At 69.2% G+C, this 19,805-nt stretch carries 23 protein-coding genes and 1 riboswitch; of the genes, 9 read left to right on the forward strand and 14 right to left on the reverse strand.

What is annotated here, in order from left to right; genetic code table 11:
• The 3 genes from mptB to ITP53_RS41815 form a co-directional block, all read right to left on the reverse strand.
• The coding region (gene mptB / locus ITP53_RS41805) for a polyprenol phosphomannose-dependent alpha 1,6 mannosyltransferase MptB (RefSeq protein ID WP_195901013.1) at positions 1-1,192 on the reverse strand (1,192 nt) is incomplete at its 3' end.
• 215 nt (positions 1,193-1,407) lie between these two features.
• Complete coding sequence (locus ITP53_RS41810; protein ID WP_195901014.1) at positions 1,408-2,139, reverse strand: glycosyltransferase family 2 protein; 732 nt, start codon at positions 2,137-2,139, stop codon at positions 1,408-1,410.
• A gap of 88 nt (positions 2,140-2,227) precedes the next feature.
• Complete coding sequence (locus tag ITP53_RS41815; protein WP_195901015.1) at positions 2,228-2,575, reverse strand: STAS domain-containing protein; 348 nt, start codon at positions 2,573-2,575, stop codon at positions 2,228-2,230.
• Positions 2,576-2,718: 143 nt separating this feature from the next.
• On the opposite strand from ITP53_RS41815, the gene ITP53_RS41820 reads away from it, so the two are divergent.
• Positions 2,719-3,201, forward strand: a complete 483-nt coding sequence (locus tag ITP53_RS41820; protein WP_236051742.1) for a hypothetical protein — start codon at positions 2,719-2,721, stop codon at positions 3,199-3,201.
• 30 nt (positions 3,202-3,231) lie between these two features.
• Here the strand turns inward: ITP53_RS41820 and ITP53_RS41825 are convergent, their stop codons facing one another.
• Both ITP53_RS41825 and ITP53_RS41830 read right to left on the reverse strand, forming a co-directional pair.
• Positions 3,232-4,347: a sensor histidine kinase gene (locus ITP53_RS41825; RefSeq protein ID WP_236051743.1), complete on the reverse strand. Its 1,116-nt coding sequence runs from the start codon at positions 4,345-4,347 to the stop codon at positions 3,232-3,234.
• 11 nt (positions 4,348-4,358) lie between these two features.
• Positions 4,359-5,054 carry a response regulator transcription factor gene (locus tag ITP53_RS41830; RefSeq protein WP_195901017.1) on the reverse strand — a complete coding sequence of 232 codons (696 nt, stop codon included), beginning with the start codon at positions 5,052-5,054 and terminating at the stop codon, positions 4,359-4,361.
• Positions 5,055-5,148: 94 nt separating this feature from the next.
• Between ITP53_RS41830 and ITP53_RS41835 the strand changes: the two genes are divergently transcribed.
• The 3 genes from ITP53_RS41835 to ITP53_RS41845 all read left to right on the forward strand — a co-directional run bounded on the left by ITP53_RS41835 (position 5,149) and on the right by ITP53_RS41845 (position 6,234).
• On the forward strand, positions 5,149-5,322 hold the full coding sequence (locus tag ITP53_RS41835) for a hypothetical protein (protein ID WP_195901033.1): 174 nt from the start codon (positions 5,149-5,151) through the stop codon (positions 5,320-5,322).
• Complete coding sequence (locus tag ITP53_RS41840) at positions 5,319-5,519, forward strand: DUF6412 domain-containing protein (protein ID WP_207757177.1); 201 nt, start codon at positions 5,319-5,321, stop codon at positions 5,517-5,519. Before ITP53_RS41835 ends, ITP53_RS41840 begins: the two co-directional genes overlap by 4 nt.
• 73 nt (positions 5,520-5,592) lie before the next feature.
• The gene (locus tag ITP53_RS41845; RefSeq protein ID WP_195901018.1) at positions 5,593-6,234 is read left to right on the forward strand and encodes a YidC/Oxa1 family membrane protein insertase; all 642 of its coding nucleotides are present in this window, start codon (positions 5,593-5,595) and stop codon (positions 6,232-6,234) included.
• Here the strand turns inward: ITP53_RS41845 and ITP53_RS41850 are convergent.
• Both ITP53_RS41850 and ITP53_RS41855 read right to left on the reverse strand, forming a co-directional pair.
• Positions 6,218-6,649: an ATP-binding protein gene (locus ITP53_RS41850; RefSeq protein WP_328817488.1), complete on the reverse strand. Its 432-nt coding sequence runs from the start codon at positions 6,647-6,649 to the stop codon at positions 6,218-6,220. The two genes, ITP53_RS41845 and ITP53_RS41850, sit on opposite strands and share 17 nt — an antisense overlap.
• 142 nt (positions 6,650-6,791) lie before the next feature.
• Positions 6,792-8,660, reverse strand: coding sequence for an ATP-binding protein (locus tag ITP53_RS41855; protein ID WP_195901020.1), 1,869 nt, complete (start codon positions 8,658-8,660; stop codon positions 6,792-6,794).
• A gap of 96 nt (positions 8,661-8,756) precedes the next feature.
• Here ITP53_RS41855 and ITP53_RS41860 point away from each other — a divergent pair, with 96 nt between their 5' ends.
• Positions 8,757-9,329: a methylated-DNA--[protein]-cysteine S-methyltransferase gene (locus ITP53_RS41860; protein WP_195901021.1), complete on the forward strand. Its 573-nt coding sequence runs from the start codon at positions 8,757-8,759 to the stop codon at positions 9,327-9,329.
• On the opposite strand, the gene ITP53_RS41865 is transcribed toward ITP53_RS41860, so the two are convergent.
• The 4 genes from ITP53_RS41865 to ITP53_RS41875 all read right to left on the reverse strand — a co-directional run bounded on the left by ITP53_RS41865 (position 9,315) and on the right by ITP53_RS41875 (position 11,764).
• Complete coding sequence (locus ITP53_RS41865) at positions 9,315-10,658, reverse strand: purine-cytosine permease family protein (RefSeq protein WP_195901022.1); 1,344 nt, start codon at positions 10,656-10,658, stop codon at positions 9,315-9,317. The two genes, ITP53_RS41860 and ITP53_RS41865, sit on opposite strands and share 15 nt — an antisense overlap.
• Positions 10,649-10,762: riboswitch (TPP riboswitch) on the reverse strand. (Overlaps the previous gene by 10 nt.)
• A gap of 52 nt (positions 10,763-10,814) precedes the next feature.
• A complete protein-coding gene (locus tag ITP53_RS59745) occupies positions 10,815-10,940 on the reverse strand; it encodes a hypothetical protein (protein ID WP_268961326.1) in 126 nt (41 codons plus the stop codon).
• Between the two features lie 114 nt (positions 10,941-11,054).
• Positions 11,055-11,378, reverse strand: a complete 324-nt coding sequence (locus ITP53_RS41870; protein WP_195901023.1) for a rhodanese-like domain-containing protein — start codon at positions 11,376-11,378, stop codon at positions 11,055-11,057.
• Positions 11,375-11,764 carry a winged helix-turn-helix transcriptional regulator gene (locus ITP53_RS41875; RefSeq protein WP_328817492.1) on the reverse strand — a complete coding sequence of 130 codons (390 nt, stop codon included), beginning with the start codon at positions 11,762-11,764 and terminating at the stop codon, positions 11,375-11,377. The genes ITP53_RS41870 and ITP53_RS41875 overlap by 4 nt, the downstream gene beginning before the upstream one ends.
• 120 nt (positions 11,765-11,884) lie before the next feature.
• Here ITP53_RS41875 and ITP53_RS41880 point away from each other — a divergent pair, with 120 nt between their 5' ends.
• The gene (locus ITP53_RS41880; RefSeq protein ID WP_328817494.1) at positions 11,885-13,288 is read left to right on the forward strand and encodes an MFS transporter; all 1,404 of its coding nucleotides are present in this window, start codon (positions 11,885-11,887) and stop codon (positions 13,286-13,288) included.
• Between the two features lie 180 nt (positions 13,289-13,468).
• Here ITP53_RS41880 and ITP53_RS41885 read toward each other — a convergent pair whose 3' ends face one another.
• Positions 13,469-14,347, reverse strand: a complete 879-nt coding sequence (locus ITP53_RS41885) for an Fpg/Nei family DNA glycosylase (protein ID WP_195901025.1) — start codon at positions 14,345-14,347, stop codon at positions 13,469-13,471.
• Between the two features lie 55 nt (positions 14,348-14,402).
• Positions 14,403-15,008: a TenA family protein gene (locus tag ITP53_RS41890; protein WP_195901026.1), complete on the reverse strand. Its 606-nt coding sequence runs from the start codon at positions 15,006-15,008 to the stop codon at positions 14,403-14,405.
• 23 nt (positions 15,009-15,031) lie between these two features.
• Here ITP53_RS41890 and ITP53_RS41895 point away from each other — a divergent pair, with 23 nt between their 5' ends.
• Positions 15,032-15,658, forward strand: a complete 627-nt coding sequence (locus ITP53_RS41895; RefSeq protein WP_195901027.1) for a GOLPH3/VPS74 family protein — start codon at positions 15,032-15,034, stop codon at positions 15,656-15,658.
• A 7-nt stretch (positions 15,659-15,665) separates the two neighbouring features.
• Here ITP53_RS41895 and ITP53_RS41900 read toward each other — a convergent pair whose 3' ends face one another.
• Positions 15,666-16,814, reverse strand: a complete 1,149-nt coding sequence (locus ITP53_RS41900) for an LCP family protein (RefSeq protein ID WP_236051744.1) — start codon at positions 16,812-16,814, stop codon at positions 15,666-15,668.
• A 410-nt stretch (positions 16,815-17,224) separates the two neighbouring features.
• On the opposite strand from ITP53_RS41900, the gene ITP53_RS41905 reads away from it, so the two are divergent.
• Positions 17,225-18,571 (forward strand): hemolysin family protein, encoded by a 1,347-nt coding sequence (locus ITP53_RS41905; RefSeq protein WP_195901028.1) that lies wholly within the window; start codon positions 17,225-17,227, stop codon positions 18,569-18,571.
• A complete protein-coding gene (locus ITP53_RS41910; protein ID WP_195901029.1) occupies positions 18,568-19,587 on the forward strand; it encodes a hemolysin family protein in 1,020 nt (339 codons plus the stop codon). The genes ITP53_RS41905 and ITP53_RS41910 overlap by 4 nt, the downstream gene beginning before the upstream one ends.
• The last annotated feature ends 218 nt before the right edge of the window (positions 19,588-19,805 follow it).

Here is a 19,805-nt window from a genome sequence, read left to right on the forward strand (position 1 = left end):
CGGCGGGCCGGCCCGAGGCGTCGTGAGCCGCCATGTGCGCCCGATGAACGGGGGTGGCGGGTGGCGGGTGGCGGGTCGTTCGGCGGGAGCGGGAGGCGAGGCGGAGCAGGGACCAGGCGATGAGGGCGAGCACGAGCAGGGAGCCGACCTGGATCTCGCCTCGGTAGGCGCTGCCGGTGCCCACGATGGACTGGAGCCACCCCTGGACGAGCTTCCAGAACGACGCGTGGGAGATGGCCTTGCTCGTGCGTGTCACCGGTGTGATCGCCTCCGGGCCCGCGATGGCGTACCCGATGACCACGACCGCCAGGGCGCAGGCCGCCATGAGGGCCAGCCGGGCGGGGCGGCGGCGTAGCTCCCAGGCGGGGCCGAGTGCCACGAGTCCGGCGTTGAGCTTGGTCGCCACGCCCAGCCCGAGCAGGACGCCCGAGCCTGCGGGGCGGTTTCTGGCCAGGAGGGCGGCGACCATGCAGGCGATGGCGAGCGTGTCCACGTGCATACCCGCGACCAGGTGGTAGAGCAGGAGCGGGTTGGCCGTCCACAGCAGGGCGGCCCGCAACCGCCTGGCCGGGTCGTGTCTGGTGAAACGGTCGACGAGGAGACCGGTCGCGATGAAGGCGGCCGCGTTGAACAGGGCCAGCACGAACATCGTCAGCCGCAACGAGTCACCGCCGACCCAGCTCGCCACCGCTTGGAGTGCCGTGGCCACCGGGCCGTACACGCTCGGCTCCTCCCGCCACGGGTCCTCCACCGCGTCCGCGATCGGGTCGCCGGGCAGGTCGACGGCACCATGCGTGTACGGGCTCAGCCCCAACGTCAGCATGCGACCGTACGCGGCGTAGTTGAGATGGTCGCCGGACCCTGAGGGAGGCAGGAACGCGAGGATCGCGGCGGCGACGCAGCCGATGAGCACCAACGCCCGTGGGCTCGGCAGCGCACGCGGAGCCCTCGGGACGGGACCCGGGCTCCGGGCCTCGGTGGTCGCCGGGGTGCGGGTGACGATGAGGGCGGTCAGGAGACCGACGCCGCCCAGGACCAGCGCGGTCGCGGCCAGGGCGATCACCAGATAAGGGCTGGGGTGGACGTCGAGAGAGTACGGCGGTTGCCAGGCCGGGCCGCTCAGGGCGGGGACCATGGCCGATGGGCCGAGGACGCCGATGGCGATCGTCAGCAGGACCGAGGCGCCGATCATCCCCGTGGCCGGCCGTGCGGACCGGCCTCGTCCGTTTTCGTGCCGCGTCTCCGAAGTCACCCGCAAATTCCAGCACACTCGTGAGGTGCCTGGACCCGAGCGACGTGAGCCTGTGGACGACGCCCCCACCGGCGGCCGGCACGACCGCGATCATCGCCCTGTTGCCTGGTCACAGCTCGATGCCGGGCGCGGTGTGGGTGGTGTGGGGGAGAGGGTCAGCGTTTGGGGCGGAGTTTGTCGAGATTTTGGATGACAATGGGGTCTCTGGTGGCCAATGCGCGCGCCACGTCGCGAAGTTGGCGGGCTCGGTGCAACTGCGCCCGCCAGTCCGTGCCGGTAGCCCGGTGCGCCATCTCGACCTCTACCTCCGCGATCCGGTACCCCTTGCGCAGCAGGTCGATCGTCAGCGCCGTCTCCACCCCGAACCCGTGCGCCAGCGGCCGAGCCGCTTCGAAGGCGGCCCTGGTGAGGCAGCGCTGGCCGTTCAGCGGCTGGGCGGGCCGGAAGCCGGTGGCTCGGCGGATGCCCTCTTTGGACAGGCGCACGACTAAGCCATGGCCGCCCAGCTTCACCCTGGTCGAGAACACGGCGATGGTCATGTCGGCCTTGGCCGCGCGTACGGGCTCGATGAGCGGCGCAGCGGCCTGGGCCGTTTCGCCCAGGTCGGCGTCGAGGAAGAGCAGGTGGCGAGGAGGGGCGTCCTCCTCGTCCAGGAGCCGGACCGCCTCGGCGCCGGTCTCCATCGCGGCCGCCTTGCCCCTGTTGCGGCTGTGCCGCACCACCCGGGCCCCGGTCGCGCGGGCCACCCTGCCGGTCTGGTCCATCGAGCCGTCGTCCACGACCACGACCAGGTCCACACCGGGCAGCGCCGCAGCGGCCCTGATCGTGGCCGCGATGCGATCGGCTTCGTTGACGGCCGGGATGATGACCGCCGTATCGCCACTCACCGACCCTCACCACCCTCTCCGCGCAAGCAGAACACGTGCGCGACGCGGCCGACGTCGCGACCATGCCGGAGCTCGCGTACGTACGCGGTCATGATCCCTCGGCGATGAGGAACTCCCGCGGCACCTCATCATGCACGGTGAACACCGAGTCCAGCCCGGTGACCTGCAGGATCTTGCGTACGGCGGGACGTGGGGCGGCGACGTCGAGCGCCCCGCCCTGCTCCTTCATCCGTTTGAGTGCCGACAGCAGCACGTTCATCCCCGTGGAGTCGCAGAAATCCACGGCGGACATGTCGATGACCACCCGGCTGGGCCCTTCCTGCAGCAGCCGAGTGAACTCGGACTGCAGGTGAGGCGCCGTATAGAGGTCGATTTCGCCGGTGATGACAACGAGTGCGCACCCGGCATGTGATCGAGTCGAGACCTTGAGCTCCACATGGGCAGGCTAGCGGCGCGAAGCCTTCCGGTCACGTTGTCACGCCGAGAGGGGAACCACAGGTTTTTGTCCTCCGTTTGGGCTCCATGAAAACGGAGAGTACGCGAAGCTTGACAGCGTGACACCGAAACCGCCGCCGGTTCATGGAGAAGGAGGGGCTGGGGCACGACTCACGGGGCCCCGTATCGATGAAAGCCGACAAACCGGAAGATCCTCAGCGACAGGGGCTCCGAGAACGCCTGGAGACCATCCTCATCCGCACAGAAAAGGCCACCTCATGGCATGACGAAGCAGGGCGTCTTCGGGGCCTGCTCAACCACGAAGGCTACGTCCCCATCCGCACCCGGCTCGCGAGCGAGGACCTCGATTTCCTCGCCGGGGCCCGTTCAGATCTGCTCAGGTTCTCCGAGCTCGGGCTCAGGCTGCTCGATCTCCACCAGCCGCGCGACGCGGGCGGCATCACCAGTGACACCGCCCATCCGATCCTGCGGTGCCGGAGCTGCATGTGGCGCTGGCCTTGCCCGACGTTTCGGGCGATGTCGGAGTCGTTCGGCTCGCCTCGGGACTCGAACGGCAAGGCGACCATGGACGACATGAGCGGCCCGGCGTTCCCAGAAAGCGCCTGAGCCCGGGAGGGCAGAAGGGTTGTGAGAGCGTCAACCGCCGACTACGGGAAGCCGGATCTCGAACCGGCACCCAGGCCCGTCGTTGACCACCCCGATCATCCCGTCGTGCGCCTCCACGATCCCTTGCGCGATCGCCAGCCCGAGCCCGGCCCCGCCGTCAGCGGTCGGAGTACGAGCAGCCTCCCCCCGGAAAGCCACTTCGAACACCCGAGGCAGATCGTCCTCGGGAATCCCCCCACAACAGTCCGTCACCGACAGACAGGCCATCCCCTCGGCGTCCAGCCCGGCCCGCAGCACCACGGTCCGGTCCGACGGTGTGTGCCGGATGGCGTTCACCACGAGGTTGCCCAGGGCCCGTCCCAGCGCCCCAGGGTCGGCCTCCACCGGCACGGCGGCCGCCGCCTCTGCCGTGAGCTGCACGCCCTTGGCCCTGGCCAGCGGCTCGGCCCCGGCGAGCGTGTCGGCCACGAGATCGGCCAGCCCGATCCTCGACCGTGAGAGCCGCAGCGCCCCCGCGTGGATGCGCGACAACTCGAACAGGTCGTCCACCATCGCCGACAACCGCTCCACCTCGAGCTTGATCTGCCCGTGGTAGCGCGCGACCGTCGCGCGATCCGACACGACGCCGTCCTCCAGCGCCTCGGCCATGGCCCGCATCCCGGCCAGCGGTGTCCGAAGATCGTGACTCACCCAGGCGACCAGCTCCCGCCTGGCCCCCTCCAGGGCCCGTTCCCGCGCGTACGCCTCCTCCAGCGTGTTCGCGATCGTCTGGAGCTCGGCAGGCAATCCCTGCGGCGCGACGAACGGCAGGTCCCGTACGGCCGCCACCAGCCGCCTGCTCTCCCTGACCACCCGTTTCGCCAGCACGAACGCCACCCCCAGCCCCACCAGTCCACCGACGGCCACCACGCTGAGCACGAAGTCCTTGACCGGCCCCTCGATGATCATCCGCATGATGATCGCGACGACGCCGGCCAGCGTGGCCGCGACGGCGACCACCACGACCACGGCCAGCATCGCCCCGATGGACCGGGTACGCAGCCACCACATCACCCAGATGCCCACGAGCGCGATGAGCAGCCCGAACCCGGTCGCCACGGCCACGACCACGGGCAACTCGCCGACCGCCACAGCGGGTGGCAACATGGCCGCCGGCATCAGGAACCGTCCAAGGGCTCGTACCGGTATCCCACGCCCCACACCGTGACGATCCGCCGCGGTTCGGTCGGGTCGGGCTCGATCTTCTCCCGCAGCCGCCGGACGTGGACGGTCACCGTCGACGAGTCGCCGAACGACCACCCCCACACCTGGTTCAGCAGCGCCGACCGGCTGAACGCCTGCCGCGGATTGCGCATCAGGTAGGCCAGCAGATCGAACTCCCTGGCGGTCAGCATCACCTCGCCCTCGCGCAGCCGTACCTCATGAGCTCCCACGTCGACCACCAGATCGCCGTCGCGCAGCACACCGGTGCCGCCCGTGACGGAGGCGCCGCGGGCGCGGCGCAGCACCGACTGGACGCGCAACGCCAGTTCGCGCGGGCTGAACGGCTTGACCACGTAGTCGTCGGCCCCCGTCTCCAGCCCGACCACCCGGTCGATCTCCTCGCCGAGCGCGGTCAGCATGATCACCGGAACCGGCCAGCGCTCCCGCAGCTTCTTGCACACCTGCAGTCCGTCGATCTTGGGCAGCATCAGGTCGAGCACCATGAGGTCCGGCGGGCGCGCCAGCGCCCTGCGCAGGGCCTCGGCGCCGTCGCCCACGCACTCGACCTCGTGGCCGTCGCGCTCCAGATAGCGCGCGACGACCTCAGAGACGGTCGGATCATCATCGACCACCAGAATGCGCGTGTTCACGACTTCACGGTACGGGCAAGCCCCCCGGCCGTGGCATGGACGTCATTGGTTCGTAAGGCTCGCGGATCTTGCCCGAAGGACGTACGGTTAGCCCATGGGTAGAGTCGTGATGCTCGTCATAGGGACCCTGCTGGGTCTCTTCGTGCTGTTCAATTTCCTGCTGCCGATGCTGGTGGGCCTGGTCAAGATCGGATTGATCATCGGCGTGGTCGCTCTGCTCGTGTTCGTGGCGGTCACCGTCGTCGGCAAGTCCTCCCGCTCGCATTGACGCTGTTCCTGTTCGACCCGTGGCTGGTCGGGATCACCATGATGGCGGTCCTGCTGCTGGCCACGTGGGCGGCGACGTTGTTGCCGATCCTCAGCGGGGAGCCACCGCGCTTTCCGCTGACTTACGCGCGCCGTACGGCGTTCCAGCGCCAGCGCGACCCCGACGCGGCCGGACGCTCGCGTCCGCGCGCCCCTTGAGATCGCCCCGCTTCCGTCAAGCGGGGCTCCTCGACGAGTGAGCCCTGATCCACCTCCTTGAAGGAAAGGGCTCATGATCGACTCTCTTGTCTCGTTCGTCATCGGCATGTCCGGGGGCGGTGCGGCCCTCGGGATCGTGCTGTTCACCCTGCTCGTACGGCTCCTGCTGCTCCCGCTGAACGTCCGCCAGGCCCGTACCGTCAAGATCCGGGAGCGCCTGGCGCCCAAGCTTCGCGAACTGCGTAAACGCCATGCGCGCAATCCCGAGCGCCTGTCCAAGGAGTTGTCCGCGCTCTACGCCAAGGAAGGCAGCTCGCCGTTCGCCGGGATCCTGCCTGGGCTGGCGCAGGTGCCGTTCATGTGGCTGATGTACCGGGTGGCTACGCATCCGACCGCGCTGGCCGGGCATGACCTTTTCGGCGCACCGCTGGGGCAGCAGGTGGCGGGCGTCGTGGCTAATTACGGTCTGGCCAGCGGGCCGTTTTCGGTCTTTGTCGTGATGATCGCGCTGATGGCCGTGGTGGCGTGGTCGTCGGCCAGGCAGATCAAGGTGATCGAGGAGCAGCCCGAGGCGATGCGGAAGATCATGCGGTTGCTGCCGTACGGCTCCGTGCTGGCCGCGCTCGTGCTTCCGCTGGCGGGCGGTCTCTACCTGCTCGTCTCCACGGCGTGGGCCACGGGTGAGCGGGCCGTGCTCGCTAGCCGGCCTCTCTGAGGGCCGCGACCTGCCCGTTCACCGATGATTTGGGGGCGGGCAGTATCGCCCACACCGTCGTCGTGTCCCCGTCGTGCCTGACGCCCCAGCTCTCCGCGACGTACTCCACGATGCCGAGCCCCCTGCCCCCGAGCGAGGACAGGGTCGGGCGGCCCGCCCGTGGCTCGGTCGCCGCGCCACCGTCGCTCACCGCCACCTCGATGTGGTTGTCACTGCGCAGCCAGGCGACCCTCACCATGCCCGACGGCAGCGGATGCGCGTGCCGCAGCGCGTTGCTCAGCAACTCGCTCACCACCAGCACAGCGTCGTCGATCGCGGTGGAAAAGACCCCACTGTCCTGCAGGTCTGTGCTCAGACGCTGGCGGGCGACGGCGACGCTGGACGGCGCGTACGGCAGCAGCACCACGCTTGACACACCCACCTCCCCGTTACCCGTGCCCCCCGCGGGAACACTCCCCGGTACGACCGAAATGCCCCGTTACTCAATCCCAGAAACCGCATCTCGATCACAGCTTGTACACATTGGAAGATAGATCAGCGCAACCGTGACCACCTCGTTACCGCATCGGTGTGTCGGATCCGATAGGGGAAGAGCAGCGCAATACGAGCCGCATTCTGGTGCCCCCTCCTGGCCTCGGATGAGCGCTCACATCTCCTCCCTGTGCTCTGGCGAGGCTGCGGACGATGTAAAGACCCAGCCCCACTCCACCAAACCTTCTCCGGTCGCCGCTGTCCACCTGGACGAACCTCTCAAAGATGCGTTCCCGGTCAGGTGGGGCGATACCAACACCCTCGTCGTCGACCACCACGACCACGTTCCCGTCCTCCGGCCACGCGTCGACGCTGATCAGACCGCCCTTGGGCGAGTACTTGAACGCGTTCTCCAGCAGCTGCCCGAGCACGATGTCCGTGGCGAGCGCGTCGCCCAGCACATGGGGCAGGTCGTCGGGGAGCACCACCTCGACGCGGTGCCTGTCCGACAGCACGGGCAGCCCGAGCGTGGCCGCGTGGATCCGCTCGGCCAGGTCGAACTTCTCGATGCTGACCTTGAGCTCGTCCGCCCCCGCCCGTGCGCCCAGCAGCAGGTGGTCCATGAGCTGCCCGAGCGACCTGGACCGTTCGGCGATCGTGTGCACGGCGGCGCGGCGTTCGAGGTCGGTCATCTTGTCCCAGCGCGAGTCGAGCGTGCTGGCGAACCCCCGTACGATCGTGATCGGCGTCCGCAGCTCGTGGCTGGTCGTGGCCAGGAACAGGTCCTTGGCCTCCTCCAGCTCCTTGGCCGTGGTCACGTCGCGGAAGTCGATGACCGCCTCGCCCGTCTCCTCGATCCGCGCGCTCACGACGTCCAGCCACCGCCCGCTCTCCATCTGGAACGTGAGCTTCTCCCCCGGTTCGGGCAGCGGGAACGGCGGCGGCCCGCCGATCACCGCCGCAGCGGAGAACGCGGTCAGCTCGGCCGCGGCCGGGTTCCACCGCACCACCCGCCCGGCCCCGTCCAGTACAGCGATGCCGTCGGCGCTCGCGTCGAACACCGCCCGTTCGTGCGCCCGCTGCCGCACCGCGTCCTGGTAGGCCACCGCGTTGCCGACGGCGATGCCGGCGTGCCCGGCCAGCAGCTCGAGCAACTCGAGTTCGAGGTGTCCAGGCGTGCGCCGGGAGAACAGCGCGTAGAGCGCGCCGTACGGCCGCCCGCCGACGGCGGCCAGTCCCAGGGCGATCGTGTGCAGCCCCTTCAGCCGCGCCCACACCAGGTCGTCCAGGCCGTTCGATTCCAGCATGACGGTCTTGCCGGTTCGTAAGAGCTTGTCCACCAGGCTCGTACGCAGCTCGGTCGTGGTCCCCCTGATCGTGTCCGGCAGCTGGTACGTGCTGACCAGCCGCAGCCGATCCTGCTCGATCAGCACGAACCCGCCCGCGTCCGCCCCGGTCAGCTCGGTGAGACTGGCCGAGATCCGGTCGAGCACGGCGGAGAGCTCGAGATCGGAGTTGATGTCGCCCACCACGTCGGTCAGCCTGCGCACCAGCCGGGCGCGGCGGGCCATGCGGTTCCTCGCCACCTCGTCGGCCTGGGCCAGGTGGTGCACGCAGACGTACCCGGCCACGGCGCTGCCCAGGCGCAACGCGCTGATGTCCACCCGCACGTCGAGCGCGCTGCCGTCGCGGTGCAGGCGCTTGGTACGCAGCGACACCTGCCCCCCGGTCCGTACGCGCTCCAGCACGGCGTTGTGCTCGGCGGTCAGCTCCCCGGGGACGATCGGCGCCCGGCGCCCGAGCATCTCCTTAGCCGGCCACCCGAACAGCCGCTCGGCGGCGTCGTTCCAGACCAGCACGCTCTGGTCCCGGTCGAGCGCCACGATGGCATTGGGTGAGCCGGCGAGCACCGCGCGAGCGATCTCGTCATCACTACCGGCCCATTCGTCCCCCACACCTCCATAGTGCACGTGGCGTGGTGAGTGCGTCGGGCGATCCGTCCGATACGCTGCGGTCACGGTATTTCTTGGTGGCTGTGGAGGGGTGAGGGTATGTCGAGCGGTGACCTCGATGCCCTGCTGCGTGTGACCTCCAGCACCTACCGCGGCCAGAGGCCGCCCGACGTCGCGTTCGGCACCTACGACGGCGCCGTGGGCAGGCTGGTGCTCGCCGTGACGGGCAAGGGCACCGCGGCCTGCGCCTTCCAGCCGGAAAACGACGTGTTCGAGCTGGTCACCCGGCATCTGGGCACCTCCATCGGACCCGACGCGCGGCGGCTCGACCCGGTGCGCAGGGAGCTCGACGCGTACTTCTCCGGCCGGCTGCGGGCGTTCGCCACGCCGGTGGACCTGACGCTGGCCACATCGTTCGCGCGTACGGTCCTGCAGAAGACCATGGCGGTCCCCTACGGCACGACCACGACGCTTGAGCGGATCGGCGAGAGCATCGGCAGGCCGCGCGCGCTGCGGGCGGTCGGCAACGCGCTGGCCTCCAACCCCGTCTGCGTGATCGTGCCGTGCCACCGGGTGGTGCGCGAGGACGGCGCGCTCGGCGACTACGCGGGGGGCGTGGCCGCCAAGCAGCACCTGCTCAACGTCGAGCAGCGGGTCTCAGCGGGCCGCTGACCGGCGCGAGCCGCTCGTCAGCAGGCCGGCCAGCACCGTCACGATCGCGGCCACCACCGCCGCGCCCAGCGCGCCGTTCATCCACGACTGCCGGGTGAAGCCGATCAGCTCCCGCGCCGACGCCCAGAACCCGTCCCACGCCGCGATGGTGGGGGTGGAGGTGGTCAGCCAGTACGCGACGAAGCCGAGCGCCCACGGCACCAGCATCGACCAGCGGGCGGGGGCGTCCTCGGCGGTGTTCCAGCGGCGGGAGCCGCCGAGCACGAAGTAGTCCACGGCCAGCACCGCGAACATCGGCACGAACACCGCGCCGATCACGCCCAGGAAGGCGCCGTACGACGTGACGTCCACGACCAGCGCGATCGCGACGGTGAGCACCCCGATGGCGGCCGAGATGACCCGCCGGTCCATGCGCGGCATCAGGTTCTGCAGCGACACGGTGGTGGAGTAGACGTTGGCGAACGACTGGTCGGTCTCGCGCAGCACCAGGATGCCGAAGAACAGCGCGCCCACAGGCACCGCCACGAACGGGTTGAACACCGCCGTGCTGTCGGCCAGCACCGCGTCCGCGCCGGCGATCGCCACGGCGTACACGCCCAGCCCGAGGCAGGCGACCTGGGCCAGCGTGTAGCCGCCGACCACGCCGGTGAACGCGGCCCGTCCCGAGCGCGAGTGCCTGGCGAAGTCGGCGGCCACCGGCACCCACGACACCGACAGCGCGATCACGTAGTCCACGGCGGGGGCGAACGCCGTCCACGACCCGCCGGTGGGCGCCGGCGCCTCGGTCAGGAAGAACCAGGTGAACCAGAGCATCGACACGATCACACCGATGGTGACGTACCGGCGCAGGATGCGTACCGCGCCGAGCGGCCAGATCGTGAGCGCGGTGGTCAGCACCCCCGCCGCGATCACCCACACCTGGTACGGCACGCCGCCGAAGATAGCGGTGGCGGCCTTGGCGATCACCCAGAGCTCGAAGGCCCCCCAGCCGAGCATCTGCACGATGTTCAGCACCGTGGGCACATAGGAGATCTTCGCCCCGAACAGCCCGCGCAGCAGCACCATCGCCGGCTGCCCGGTCCGCGTGCCCGGGACGGCCGACAGCCCCACCATGGCCGTGCCGATCAGGCTGCCGACCACGGTGGCCACGAGCGCGGCGGCCAGGCTGAGCGGCGCGTCGCCGAGCGGGTTGAGCAGGAACAGCGCCCCCGAGAAACCCAGGAGGCTGACGCCGAGATTCGCCCAGAGGGCGCCCTGGTCGAGGACGCCGAGCGTCTTCGGGGGCTCTCCTTCGAGAGTCAGCGGAACTTCGTCGGTGACGCGCGCCATCGCACACTCCCTACGCCGGCATTACCCGGACAGGTTCGTGCGGTCGGCGACGGCACTCGGTCGCCCTCTCAGCCTGGTTGCCCCAAGCTCCCGCGTTGACTTGTATGGCAAAGTGGGGATCTACCCAGCTTGCGCCCCCAATGATGCCCTAAGCGTTCACGGATTGCCAGACCGGCCCGGCGCGCGGCCACGAGAAGCGTGGGCGCACAGCGGGATCGCCGCCAGCCACGCCCCACCGAAGGCCACGGCCAGGTAGATGATGAGATCGGCTTTGTTCCTCATGCCCACAACGGTGCGGGCCGCCGGCCTCGGCGGCCATTGAGGATTCACGACGGGCGCCGGTTCACGTGGGTGAGGGGCCTGGTGAACCGACCGGCCGGCAAGGAGGGCTGAGCCTCAGGCGACGTAGGGCGGCTGTCCGGTCTCGCTGACCATCGGGCGGCGCGCGGCCTCCCACGACTGCATGCCGCCGCCGACGTTGACCGCGTCGCGCCCGAGCTGGCCGAGCCAGGCGGCGACCTGCATCGACCGGCCGCCCACCCGGCAGACGACGTAGACCGTCTTGTCCTCGGGCACCTCGGCGACCCGCTCCTGGAGCTGGGTCATGGGGATGTGCACGGCCTCGGGGGCGTGGCCCGCGAGCCATTCGTCCTGCTCGCGGACGTCGAGCAGATAGGCGTCCGCGGGAACGGCGCCGACCTCGATCTCATGAACGGTCATGACTCCATCATCTCGCGCCGCGCGTCGTAGTCGGCACGCGCCCGCGCGATCTCCCCCTGGTGCTCCTCGGTCCAGGTGACCAGGGACTTTATGGTCTGGTGCAGGGTACGGCCGAGCGGCGTCAGCGCGTAGTCCACCCTGGGCGGCACCACGGGGTGAACCGTCCTGGTGACCAGGCCGTCGCGTTCGAGCTGGCGCAGGGTCACGCTCAGCATGCGCTGGCTGACGCCGTCGATCTCGCGGCGGAGTTGCGTGAAGCGCAGGCTCTGGCAGTCGAGCAGGGCGATGACGAGGAGCGACCACTTGTCCGCGATGCGGTCGAGTATCTGGCGGACCTCGCAGTCCTCCCGGGTGTCCCACTGACGTACGTCGTAATCGTCGTCCACGGTGCCTTCGCAGTAACTGAGTGATCTGAAAGTGCCGTCTTCCACGAGATTTCATGATGGCCCATGATGTGGACGGTTACCAGAGATAACCGACCTGCTTTTACGTAACCGGGGGTAGTTGTGTCCATTCCTGCCCGTTCCTGGGGCGTGCTGGCCATCCTGTGCGGGGCCATCTTCCTCGAAGGCGTCGACGTGGCCATGCTGAACGTCGCCCTCCCGTCGATCCGCGCCGACCTCGGGCTGTCCACGGGGATGCTGAGCGGCGTCGTGAGCGCGTACGTGCTCGGTTACGGCGGTTTCATGCTGCTCGGCGGCCGGGCGGCCGACCTGCTGGGCCGGCGGCGGATGTTCCTGCTCTGGCTGGGGGTGTTCCTGGCCTTCTCGGGGCTTGGCGGCTTCGCGAACGAGGGCTGGGTGCTGCTCCTGGCGAGGTTCGTCACGGGCGTGGCCGCCGCCTTCATGACACCCGCCGGCCTCTCGCTGATCACCACGACCTTCCCCGAGGGCCGGCACCGCAACCGGGCCCTGCTCATCTACGCGGGCACGGCCGCCGGCGGCTTCGCGCTCGGACTGGTGATCGGCGGACTGCTGACGGCGCTCGGCTGGCGCTGGGTCTTCTTCGCACCGGTCCTGCTGTCGCTGGTGATCCTGCTCGCCGCGATCCCCCTGCTCAAGGAGCCCGCCACCGAACGCCCTCCCGCCGGAGGCTTCGACATCGCGGGCGCGCTGAGCGTGACGGGCGCGATGATGCTGCTGGTCTACGGCGTCGTACGCCTGGAGCACCCGTCCAACGGCCTGCCGCTGACCGTCGCGGCCTTCGCCGGCGGCCTCGCCCTGCTGGCGGCGTTCGTGGCCATCGAACGCCGCTCGCCGAACCCCCTGGTCCGCCTGGGCATACTCAGATCGACCCCGCTGGTCCGCGCCAACCTGGTGGCCGCCCTCCTCACGGCCTCGTTCTTCGGCTTCCAGTTCCTGGTCACCCTCTACCTCCAGGAGCTACGCGGCTGGTCGACCATCCAAACGGGCCTGGCGCTGCTGGCAGCCGCTGCCGACGTGGCCCTGGCCCCCACCCTCACCCCATGGCTCGTCAACAGATACGGCAACGCCAAGGTCGTCGTCACGGGCCTGCTGTCGGGGTTGCTGGCGTACGCGTTGTTCCTCGGCATCGGCCTCGACTGGACCTACGCCGCGATGCTGCCCTCGATGCTCCTGATCGGCCTGATGTTCGCGTTCGTCTACGGCCCACTGACCATCGTCGCCACAGACGGCATAGCCGAACACGAACAGGGCCTGGCCGGCGGCCTCATCAACACCTCGTTCCAGTTCGGCGCCGCCCTGGGCCTGTCAGTGGTAACCGCGGTCAACGTAGCCGCCCTGGCCGCGGCCACCCCGGAGGCCGGCCTGACAGCCATGCGCACGGCCCTGCTCGTCCCCCTCACAGCCACCCTGCTGGCCACCGTCATAGCGGCAACGGGCCTCCGCACCCGCAAGCCCACGGCAGACCGAGTACCAGCCAACATCTGAGCCGGTACGCGGACCACGGAGCCGGCCAAGAATGCGCGTCGTCACGGCGCCCGGCCCGTTGGCCTTCACGACCGGCCATGACGGGGGGAACCACCGTCGGCGCGTGCGGTGATGGGGGCTCCGCCGTAAAAGATCATGCAATGGCGCGCGCAGCGACGGGTGGCTCCTCCGCAAAAAAAATCACTTGAGCAACCGAGAAAGACGGCGATCAGCCAAAAGCTTGCCGGCGGTTTGGCAGGTGGGGCAGTACTGGAGGGCGGAGTCGGCGAACGACACCTCGCGGATGGTGTCGCCGCAGACGTCGCACAGCTGCCCCGCACGGTTGTGCACGCGCAGCCCCGACTTCTTCTCAGCCTTCAGGTCCTTGGCCGCCAGCCCGTGCGCCCGCTCCACCGCCTCCCGCAGCGTGGTGACGATGGCCTCGTGCAGGTCGGCGATCTGTGCGTCCGTCAACGTGGCCGCGACCTTGAACGGCGACATCCTGGCCGCGTGCAGCACCTCGTCCGAGTACGCGTTCCCGATCCCCGCGATGACCTTCTGGTCGCGCAGCAGGCCCTTGATCTGGGTGCGGTTGCCGCCGATGATCCGCCTGAGCGCGTCGGCGGTGAAGGATTCGTCGAGGGGGTCGGGGCCGAGGGCGGCGACGCCGGGGACCTCGTCCGGATTTTTCGTGATGTAGATGGCCAGCCGCTTCTGCGTCCCCGCCTCGGTGAGCTCGAACCCCGGCGCCAGGCCCTCGTCGTCGGGCGCCAGCCGCACCCGCGCCGCCAGCGGCCCCTTGCCCGGGCGGACCGGCTTGGCCCCCGAGAGGTCGTCACGCCAGCGCAGCCACCCCGCCCGCGCCAGGTGCATGACCAGGTGCAGCCCGTCGCAGTCGAGGTCGAGGAACTTGCCGTGCCTCGCCACGCCGGTGATGGTCAGCCCGCCGAGCGCCGTGACCGGCGGATCGAACGTCTTGAGCGCCTGGATCGCGACCACGTCGACGCCCAGGATCGTACGGCCCACCGCCCGCTCGCGAAGGAAGTGGGCGAGAGACTCCACTTCAGGAAGTTCCGGCATGCCCCCAGAGTACGGTGCACACCGGACCATCCACAGCCTGTGGATACTCGGACGCCTACGGCACGTCCCAGAACGCCAGTTCGTGCGCCATCCCCTCGGCGAACAGCGCCTCCGCCCGCTCCCGATCCGGCGCGGCCTCGTCGATCATCCGCGCGATCCGCACGGTGAGCGCCTCGAACCCAGGATCGGCATACGTGTCCACCCAAGCCCGATATCTCGGCTCATCAGGCGGATTCTGCGCCAAAATCCTCCCGAGACTCGAATATCCCCACATACACGGATAAAGCGCCGCGAGCCCCTCCCCATAGGACCCCGCGGACTCCAGCAGGAACGCCGTGTACGCCGCACACGCCGGCCCCTTCACCGCCCCATCCAGATCGGCCCCGAACCCCGCCGACATCGACCGATGCAGGCTCAACTCGTCGTGGTACGTCGTGTGCGCGAGATCCACCAGATCCCCCAGATGCCCGTCAGGCGCCTGCCACGCCAGCCGCGCGAACACCCGTACGTAGTCCAGCAGGAACAGGTAGTCCTGCTCCAGCCACGACCTGAACACCGGCTCGGCCAGGTCGCCACGCCCGATCCCGGCGACGGTGGGATGTTCGAGCTGCGCCTGGAGCAACGGCCGGCCGATCGCGTGCAACTTCTCCGAGATGGTCATGGCCAGGAGGCTAATGTCGAAGCATGCCCTTGACGATCGCCGAGGAGCTCCTCCTGCTCGTCCACAGCAACGCGGGCAAACCGCTGGTCAGCTCCCTCTGGCTCGATCCCGCGCTCGCCGGCGCGATCCTGGCCGAGTTAGCCGTCACCGGCCGGGTGGAGCTGTCGGGCAGGAAGCTGACGATCAACGATCCGGCCCCGCTCGGCGACGCCGAGCTCGACGCCACACTGGCGCGCATCGCCCAGAAGCGCAGGTCGCCCACCTGGTGGGTGCAGACGCTCCAGTCGGGCAAGCAGCGCAGGCGGCTGCTCACCAAGCTGGTCACGGCCGGCGTGCTGGCCGAGGAGCGCGGCAGGGCGCTCGGGATCTTCCCCGTCACGCGGTGGCCGCACGTGTACCCCGGCGTGGCGGCGAACGTCAGGGAGGAGGTGTCCGGCGTGCTGACGGGCGCGGATCCCGACGCCCGTACGGCCACGCTGATCGCGATCATGCACGCGGCAGGGCTCGAACAGAAGCTCTTCCCCGGCGCCACCAGGACACGCGTCAGGGAGATCGCCGAGGCCGACTGGGCGCCGGCCCCGGTCACGAAGACCGTGGCCGGCGTGGCGGCGGCGACCTCGGCCGTCATCGCCATGACCGGCTCCGGCTGAACCCGGATCAGGAGGCGTCGAGGATGTCCTTCGGAACCGGCTTGTCGTTCTTCAACGCGTCGAAGAGCGCCAGGGCCTTGGTCCGGTCCCACTTGACCGCCGTGCCGCCGGCGGGGATGAGCTCGTTGCCGCCGAACGGCACCACCGTCGTCACCGGACTGTCGCCCATGGCGAGCCCCAGCGACAACATGTCGAACGCGCCCGTGCTGGAGTCGACCTCCACCGCGTCCGTGGCGCTCATCGCCAGCGGGATCGAGGTGAACGGGTTGATGAGCACCCCAGGACTGGCCGCCTTCTTCACGACCGCCCCCAGGAACTGCCGCTGCCGCTTGGTCCGCTCGAAGTCGGGCAGCGCGCCGCCCTTGCGGGTGCGTACGTAGCCCAGCGCCTCGGAGCCGTTGAGCTCCTGCGTGCCCTTCTTGAGCTTGAGCCCCGCCTTGGGGTCGTCGACGGCGGCCCTGACGTTGATCTCGACCCCGCCGATCGCGTCCACGATGTCCACGAAACCGGCGAACCCGATCTCCATGTAGTTGTCGACGTACACCCCGGTGACCGTCTCCACGGTGCGGACCAGCAGCTTCGGCCCGCCGATCGCGTACGCCGAGTTGAGCTTGTCGCGCCCCTTGCCCGGAATGGTGACCGCGGAGTCGCGCGGCAGGCTGACCAGCGTCGGCTTGTCGCTGCCCTCGGGGATGTGCAGCAACATCATCGAGTCGGTACGCTGCCCGGCCGCCCGCCCGGTGGCCAGCTTCCTGCGCTCGGCGGCGGTCAGTCCCTTGCGGCTGTCGGAGCCGACCAGCAGCCAGTTGGCGCCCGGGGTGTCGGCGGGACGGCCCTCGTAGTCGTCGAGCACGCCGTCGATCCCGGCCAGCCGCGAGTCGATCCAGAAGAACAGGCCCACGACCGCCACCAGCAGCACCACGAGCAGCCCTGCGATGATCTTCAGGATGGTCTTGCCCGACGGCCGCCTGCGCGGCTCACGCGGGCCCTTCTGCGACGGCTCACGACCGGCCCGCATCGGCTTGACGGGGCCGCGGCCGGACCGCTGCCTGCCGTACACGCGCGAACTGGCCCTGGGCGGCTCGTCCTGCCGCGATGGCGGCTCGGGGAACTGCGAGGCGGCCGGCAGCTTGTGTGTCGGCCCGCCGGACGGCATCTGGTGAGCCGGCGCACCTCCAGATCGCAGCCCGTCACCCTGCCTCGGCGGCAGCGGGCGGCCATCGCCTGGCGAGCGCATGGCCCTCGTCCGGTCGTCCTCAGACAATTCGCCCTCTTCCCTTCGATGTGCCATAGACGCTACGTCGAACCTCCTGCCAGTGCAGACCTCTGACCAAGGTTTGTCTACGGAAAAGTACCGGGAACAAGCGCAGCGCGATGACCGGCGGGCGTTCTGGGCCGTCGATGCGCGTCATCGGCCGTGTGACGCGCAGTCACCTGGGAAACATAGACGCCACCTGTGTCGTTACGGTTATGGGCAACGTCTATCGAAGGGAAGATCGTGTCCGCTCCGGACCCATGGAGTCTTAGCCCGTGCTGGTGCACGGGTTCCTCTGAGGGCTCACTGCGGTGAGCGCCTATCTAGGGCTACTGGCCCTTCTTCTTCTCACTGTGGCGACCGGCTACTTCGTCGCCCAGGAATTCGCTTTCGTCACCGCCGACCGAGGCATCCTGCGGGAGCAGGCGGCCGCCGGTGACACCTCCGCCGAGAAGGCACTCCAGGTGACCTCCCGGCTCTCCTTCATGCTCTCCGGCGCCCAGCTCGGCATCACGGTGACGGCACTGCTGGTCGGCTTCCTGGCCGAGCCCGCGATCGCCACCATCGTACGGCCATGGCTGACCGGCGCCGGCCTGTCCGAAGGCATGATCACCGGAGTTTCCGTCGCGGCCGGCGTGTTCGTGGCGACCGTGGTGCAGATGGTGTTCGGCGAACTCGCGCCGAAGAACCTGGGCATCGCCAGGCCGGAGCCGGTCGCCAAGTTCCTGGCCGCCTCGACGCTGGTCTACCTGACGGTCGTGGGCCCGGTGGTGCGCCTGTTCGACTCGGCCGCCACGGGCCTGCTCAGGCGCGTCGGCATCGAGCCCGTCGAGGAGGTCGAGCACGGCGCGACGCCCGAGGAGCTCTCCCGCATCATCGAGGAGTCGACCCGGGCGGGCGAACTGCCTCCGAGGTTGTCGGACCTGCTCGAGCGCGCGCTGGAGTTCGGCGACCGCACAGCGGAAGAGATCATGGTCCCGCGCCCCCGCGTGGTGGTCCTCCGCGACTCACAGCCCATCTCGGACCTCCTGGAGGTCATGCGCGACTGCGGCCACTCCCGCTACCCCGTGCTCGGCGAAGACGGAGACGTGACAGGCGTGACGGGCGTGCGCGAGCTGCTCTCGTCCGGCATGGAGGAGGGCACGATCGCCGCCATCACCCGCGCCGCCATGCTGGTGCCCGCCTCGGTGCCGCTGCCGGCCGTACTCGAGCGGATGCGCGTGGCAGGCGACGACATCGCCCTGGTCATCGACGAGTACGGCGGCCTGGCCGGCGTCATCACCGTCGAGGACCTGGCGGAGGAACTGGTGGGCGAACTGGTCGACGAGAACGACCCGGAGCCCGCGGGCGTCGTGGAGCAGCCTGGCGGCGTCTGGGAGGTCCCAGGCGCGCTGAGACTGGACGAGGTCGAACGCGCCACAGGCGTGGCCCTGCCGGAGAGCGACGACTACGACACCCTCGCCGGCCTGGTCCTGGCCAAGCTCGGCCGCATGCCCAACCCGGGCGACACCGTGACGGTCCCGATCAAGTCGGTCGCCGACCCGTTCGCCGACGAGGCCGAGGAGCACCTGGCCGAGCTGACCGTGATGTCCCTGAACCGCAGAGTTCCCGAGTGGGTCCGCCTGGCCCCCGCCCAGCACGCGGAGGCGACCCGATGAGCATGATCATCCTCAGCCTGGCGCTGCTGGCGTTCAACGCGCTCTTCGTGGCGGCGGAGTTCGCCTTCGTCTCCTCCAGACGCCATCGCCTGGAGGAGATGGCCACGGGCAGCAACCGCCTGATCCGCATAGCCGCCAAGTCGGCGGTGGGCGGCGGCCGGCAACTGTCGCTCATGCTGGCCGGCGCCCAACTCGGCATCACCCTGTGCACCCTGGGCCTGGGCCAGGTGACGGAGCCCGCGATCGAGCACTATCTGGAGCCGGTCTTCGCCGCGATCGGCATACCGGACGCCCTGCGCCTGCCGATCGCGTTGGTGATCTCCCTGGCGCTGGTGACGTTCCTCCACATGGTGGTCGGCGAAATGGCACCGAAGTCCTTGGCACTCACACACCCGGAGCGCGCGGCACTGGTGCTCGCCCTGCCGTTCCGCGCCTTCACGTCCCTGATGCGCCCGCTGCTGTCGACACTGAACGGCCTGACGAACGTCATACTCCGTCTCGGCGGAGTACAGCCCCGCAACGAGTTGGCCACAACGAGAACACCACGCCAACTCGCCATGCTGGTAGGCGAGTCCGGCCGCATGGGCCTGCTCGACAGAGAGGAACACGACCTCCTGACAAGGGCCCTACGCCTGGGCGACCAGGGCATAGAACGCCTGATGGTCCCCATCGACCAAGCAGCAAGGGTGCACCAGACGGCAACGGCAAAGGAAATCAAGTCAACGGCGGCGACAACCGGCCACCTAAGACTCCTGGTAACCAACGGCCAAGACATAGTGGGCGTCCTCCACACGAGAGACGCCCTACTAACCCCCTCAGGCAAAGCAATAGACCTGACCAGACCCCTGCCAACACTGGACTGCACCACACAGGTCCCAGAAGCGGTGACAACCCTCCAGGAGGCAAGATCCCACCTGGCCCTGGTATCCAACCAGCAAGGAACGATCATCGGAATGGTGAGCCAAACCGACCTGGTAGGCGAACTACTGGACACCAGACCCTTGGCAAGACTGTGACTTAAGCCACACCGGGGCGGCACACCCCGCCCCGGCAAGCCCCCCGAAAGCAAGATGCAACCATCCCGACATACCTTCCAAAGGCGGCACGCCACAACGAACAGTTTCCAGAAAAGAACCCCCACCCCCTTGCGAACCACCAACCACTTCGCCAATGTGATTCCGCAGAGCAGCCAAGAAGTGGGTCCGGGGGGAACACATGGGGGGACCGGGGGAAC

Origin of the sequence: Nonomuraea cypriaca (genome assembly GCF_015645445.1) — a bacterium.
Classification (GTDB): Bacteria; Actinomycetota; Actinomycetes; order Streptosporangiales; family Streptosporangiaceae; genus Nonomuraea; species Nonomuraea cypriaca.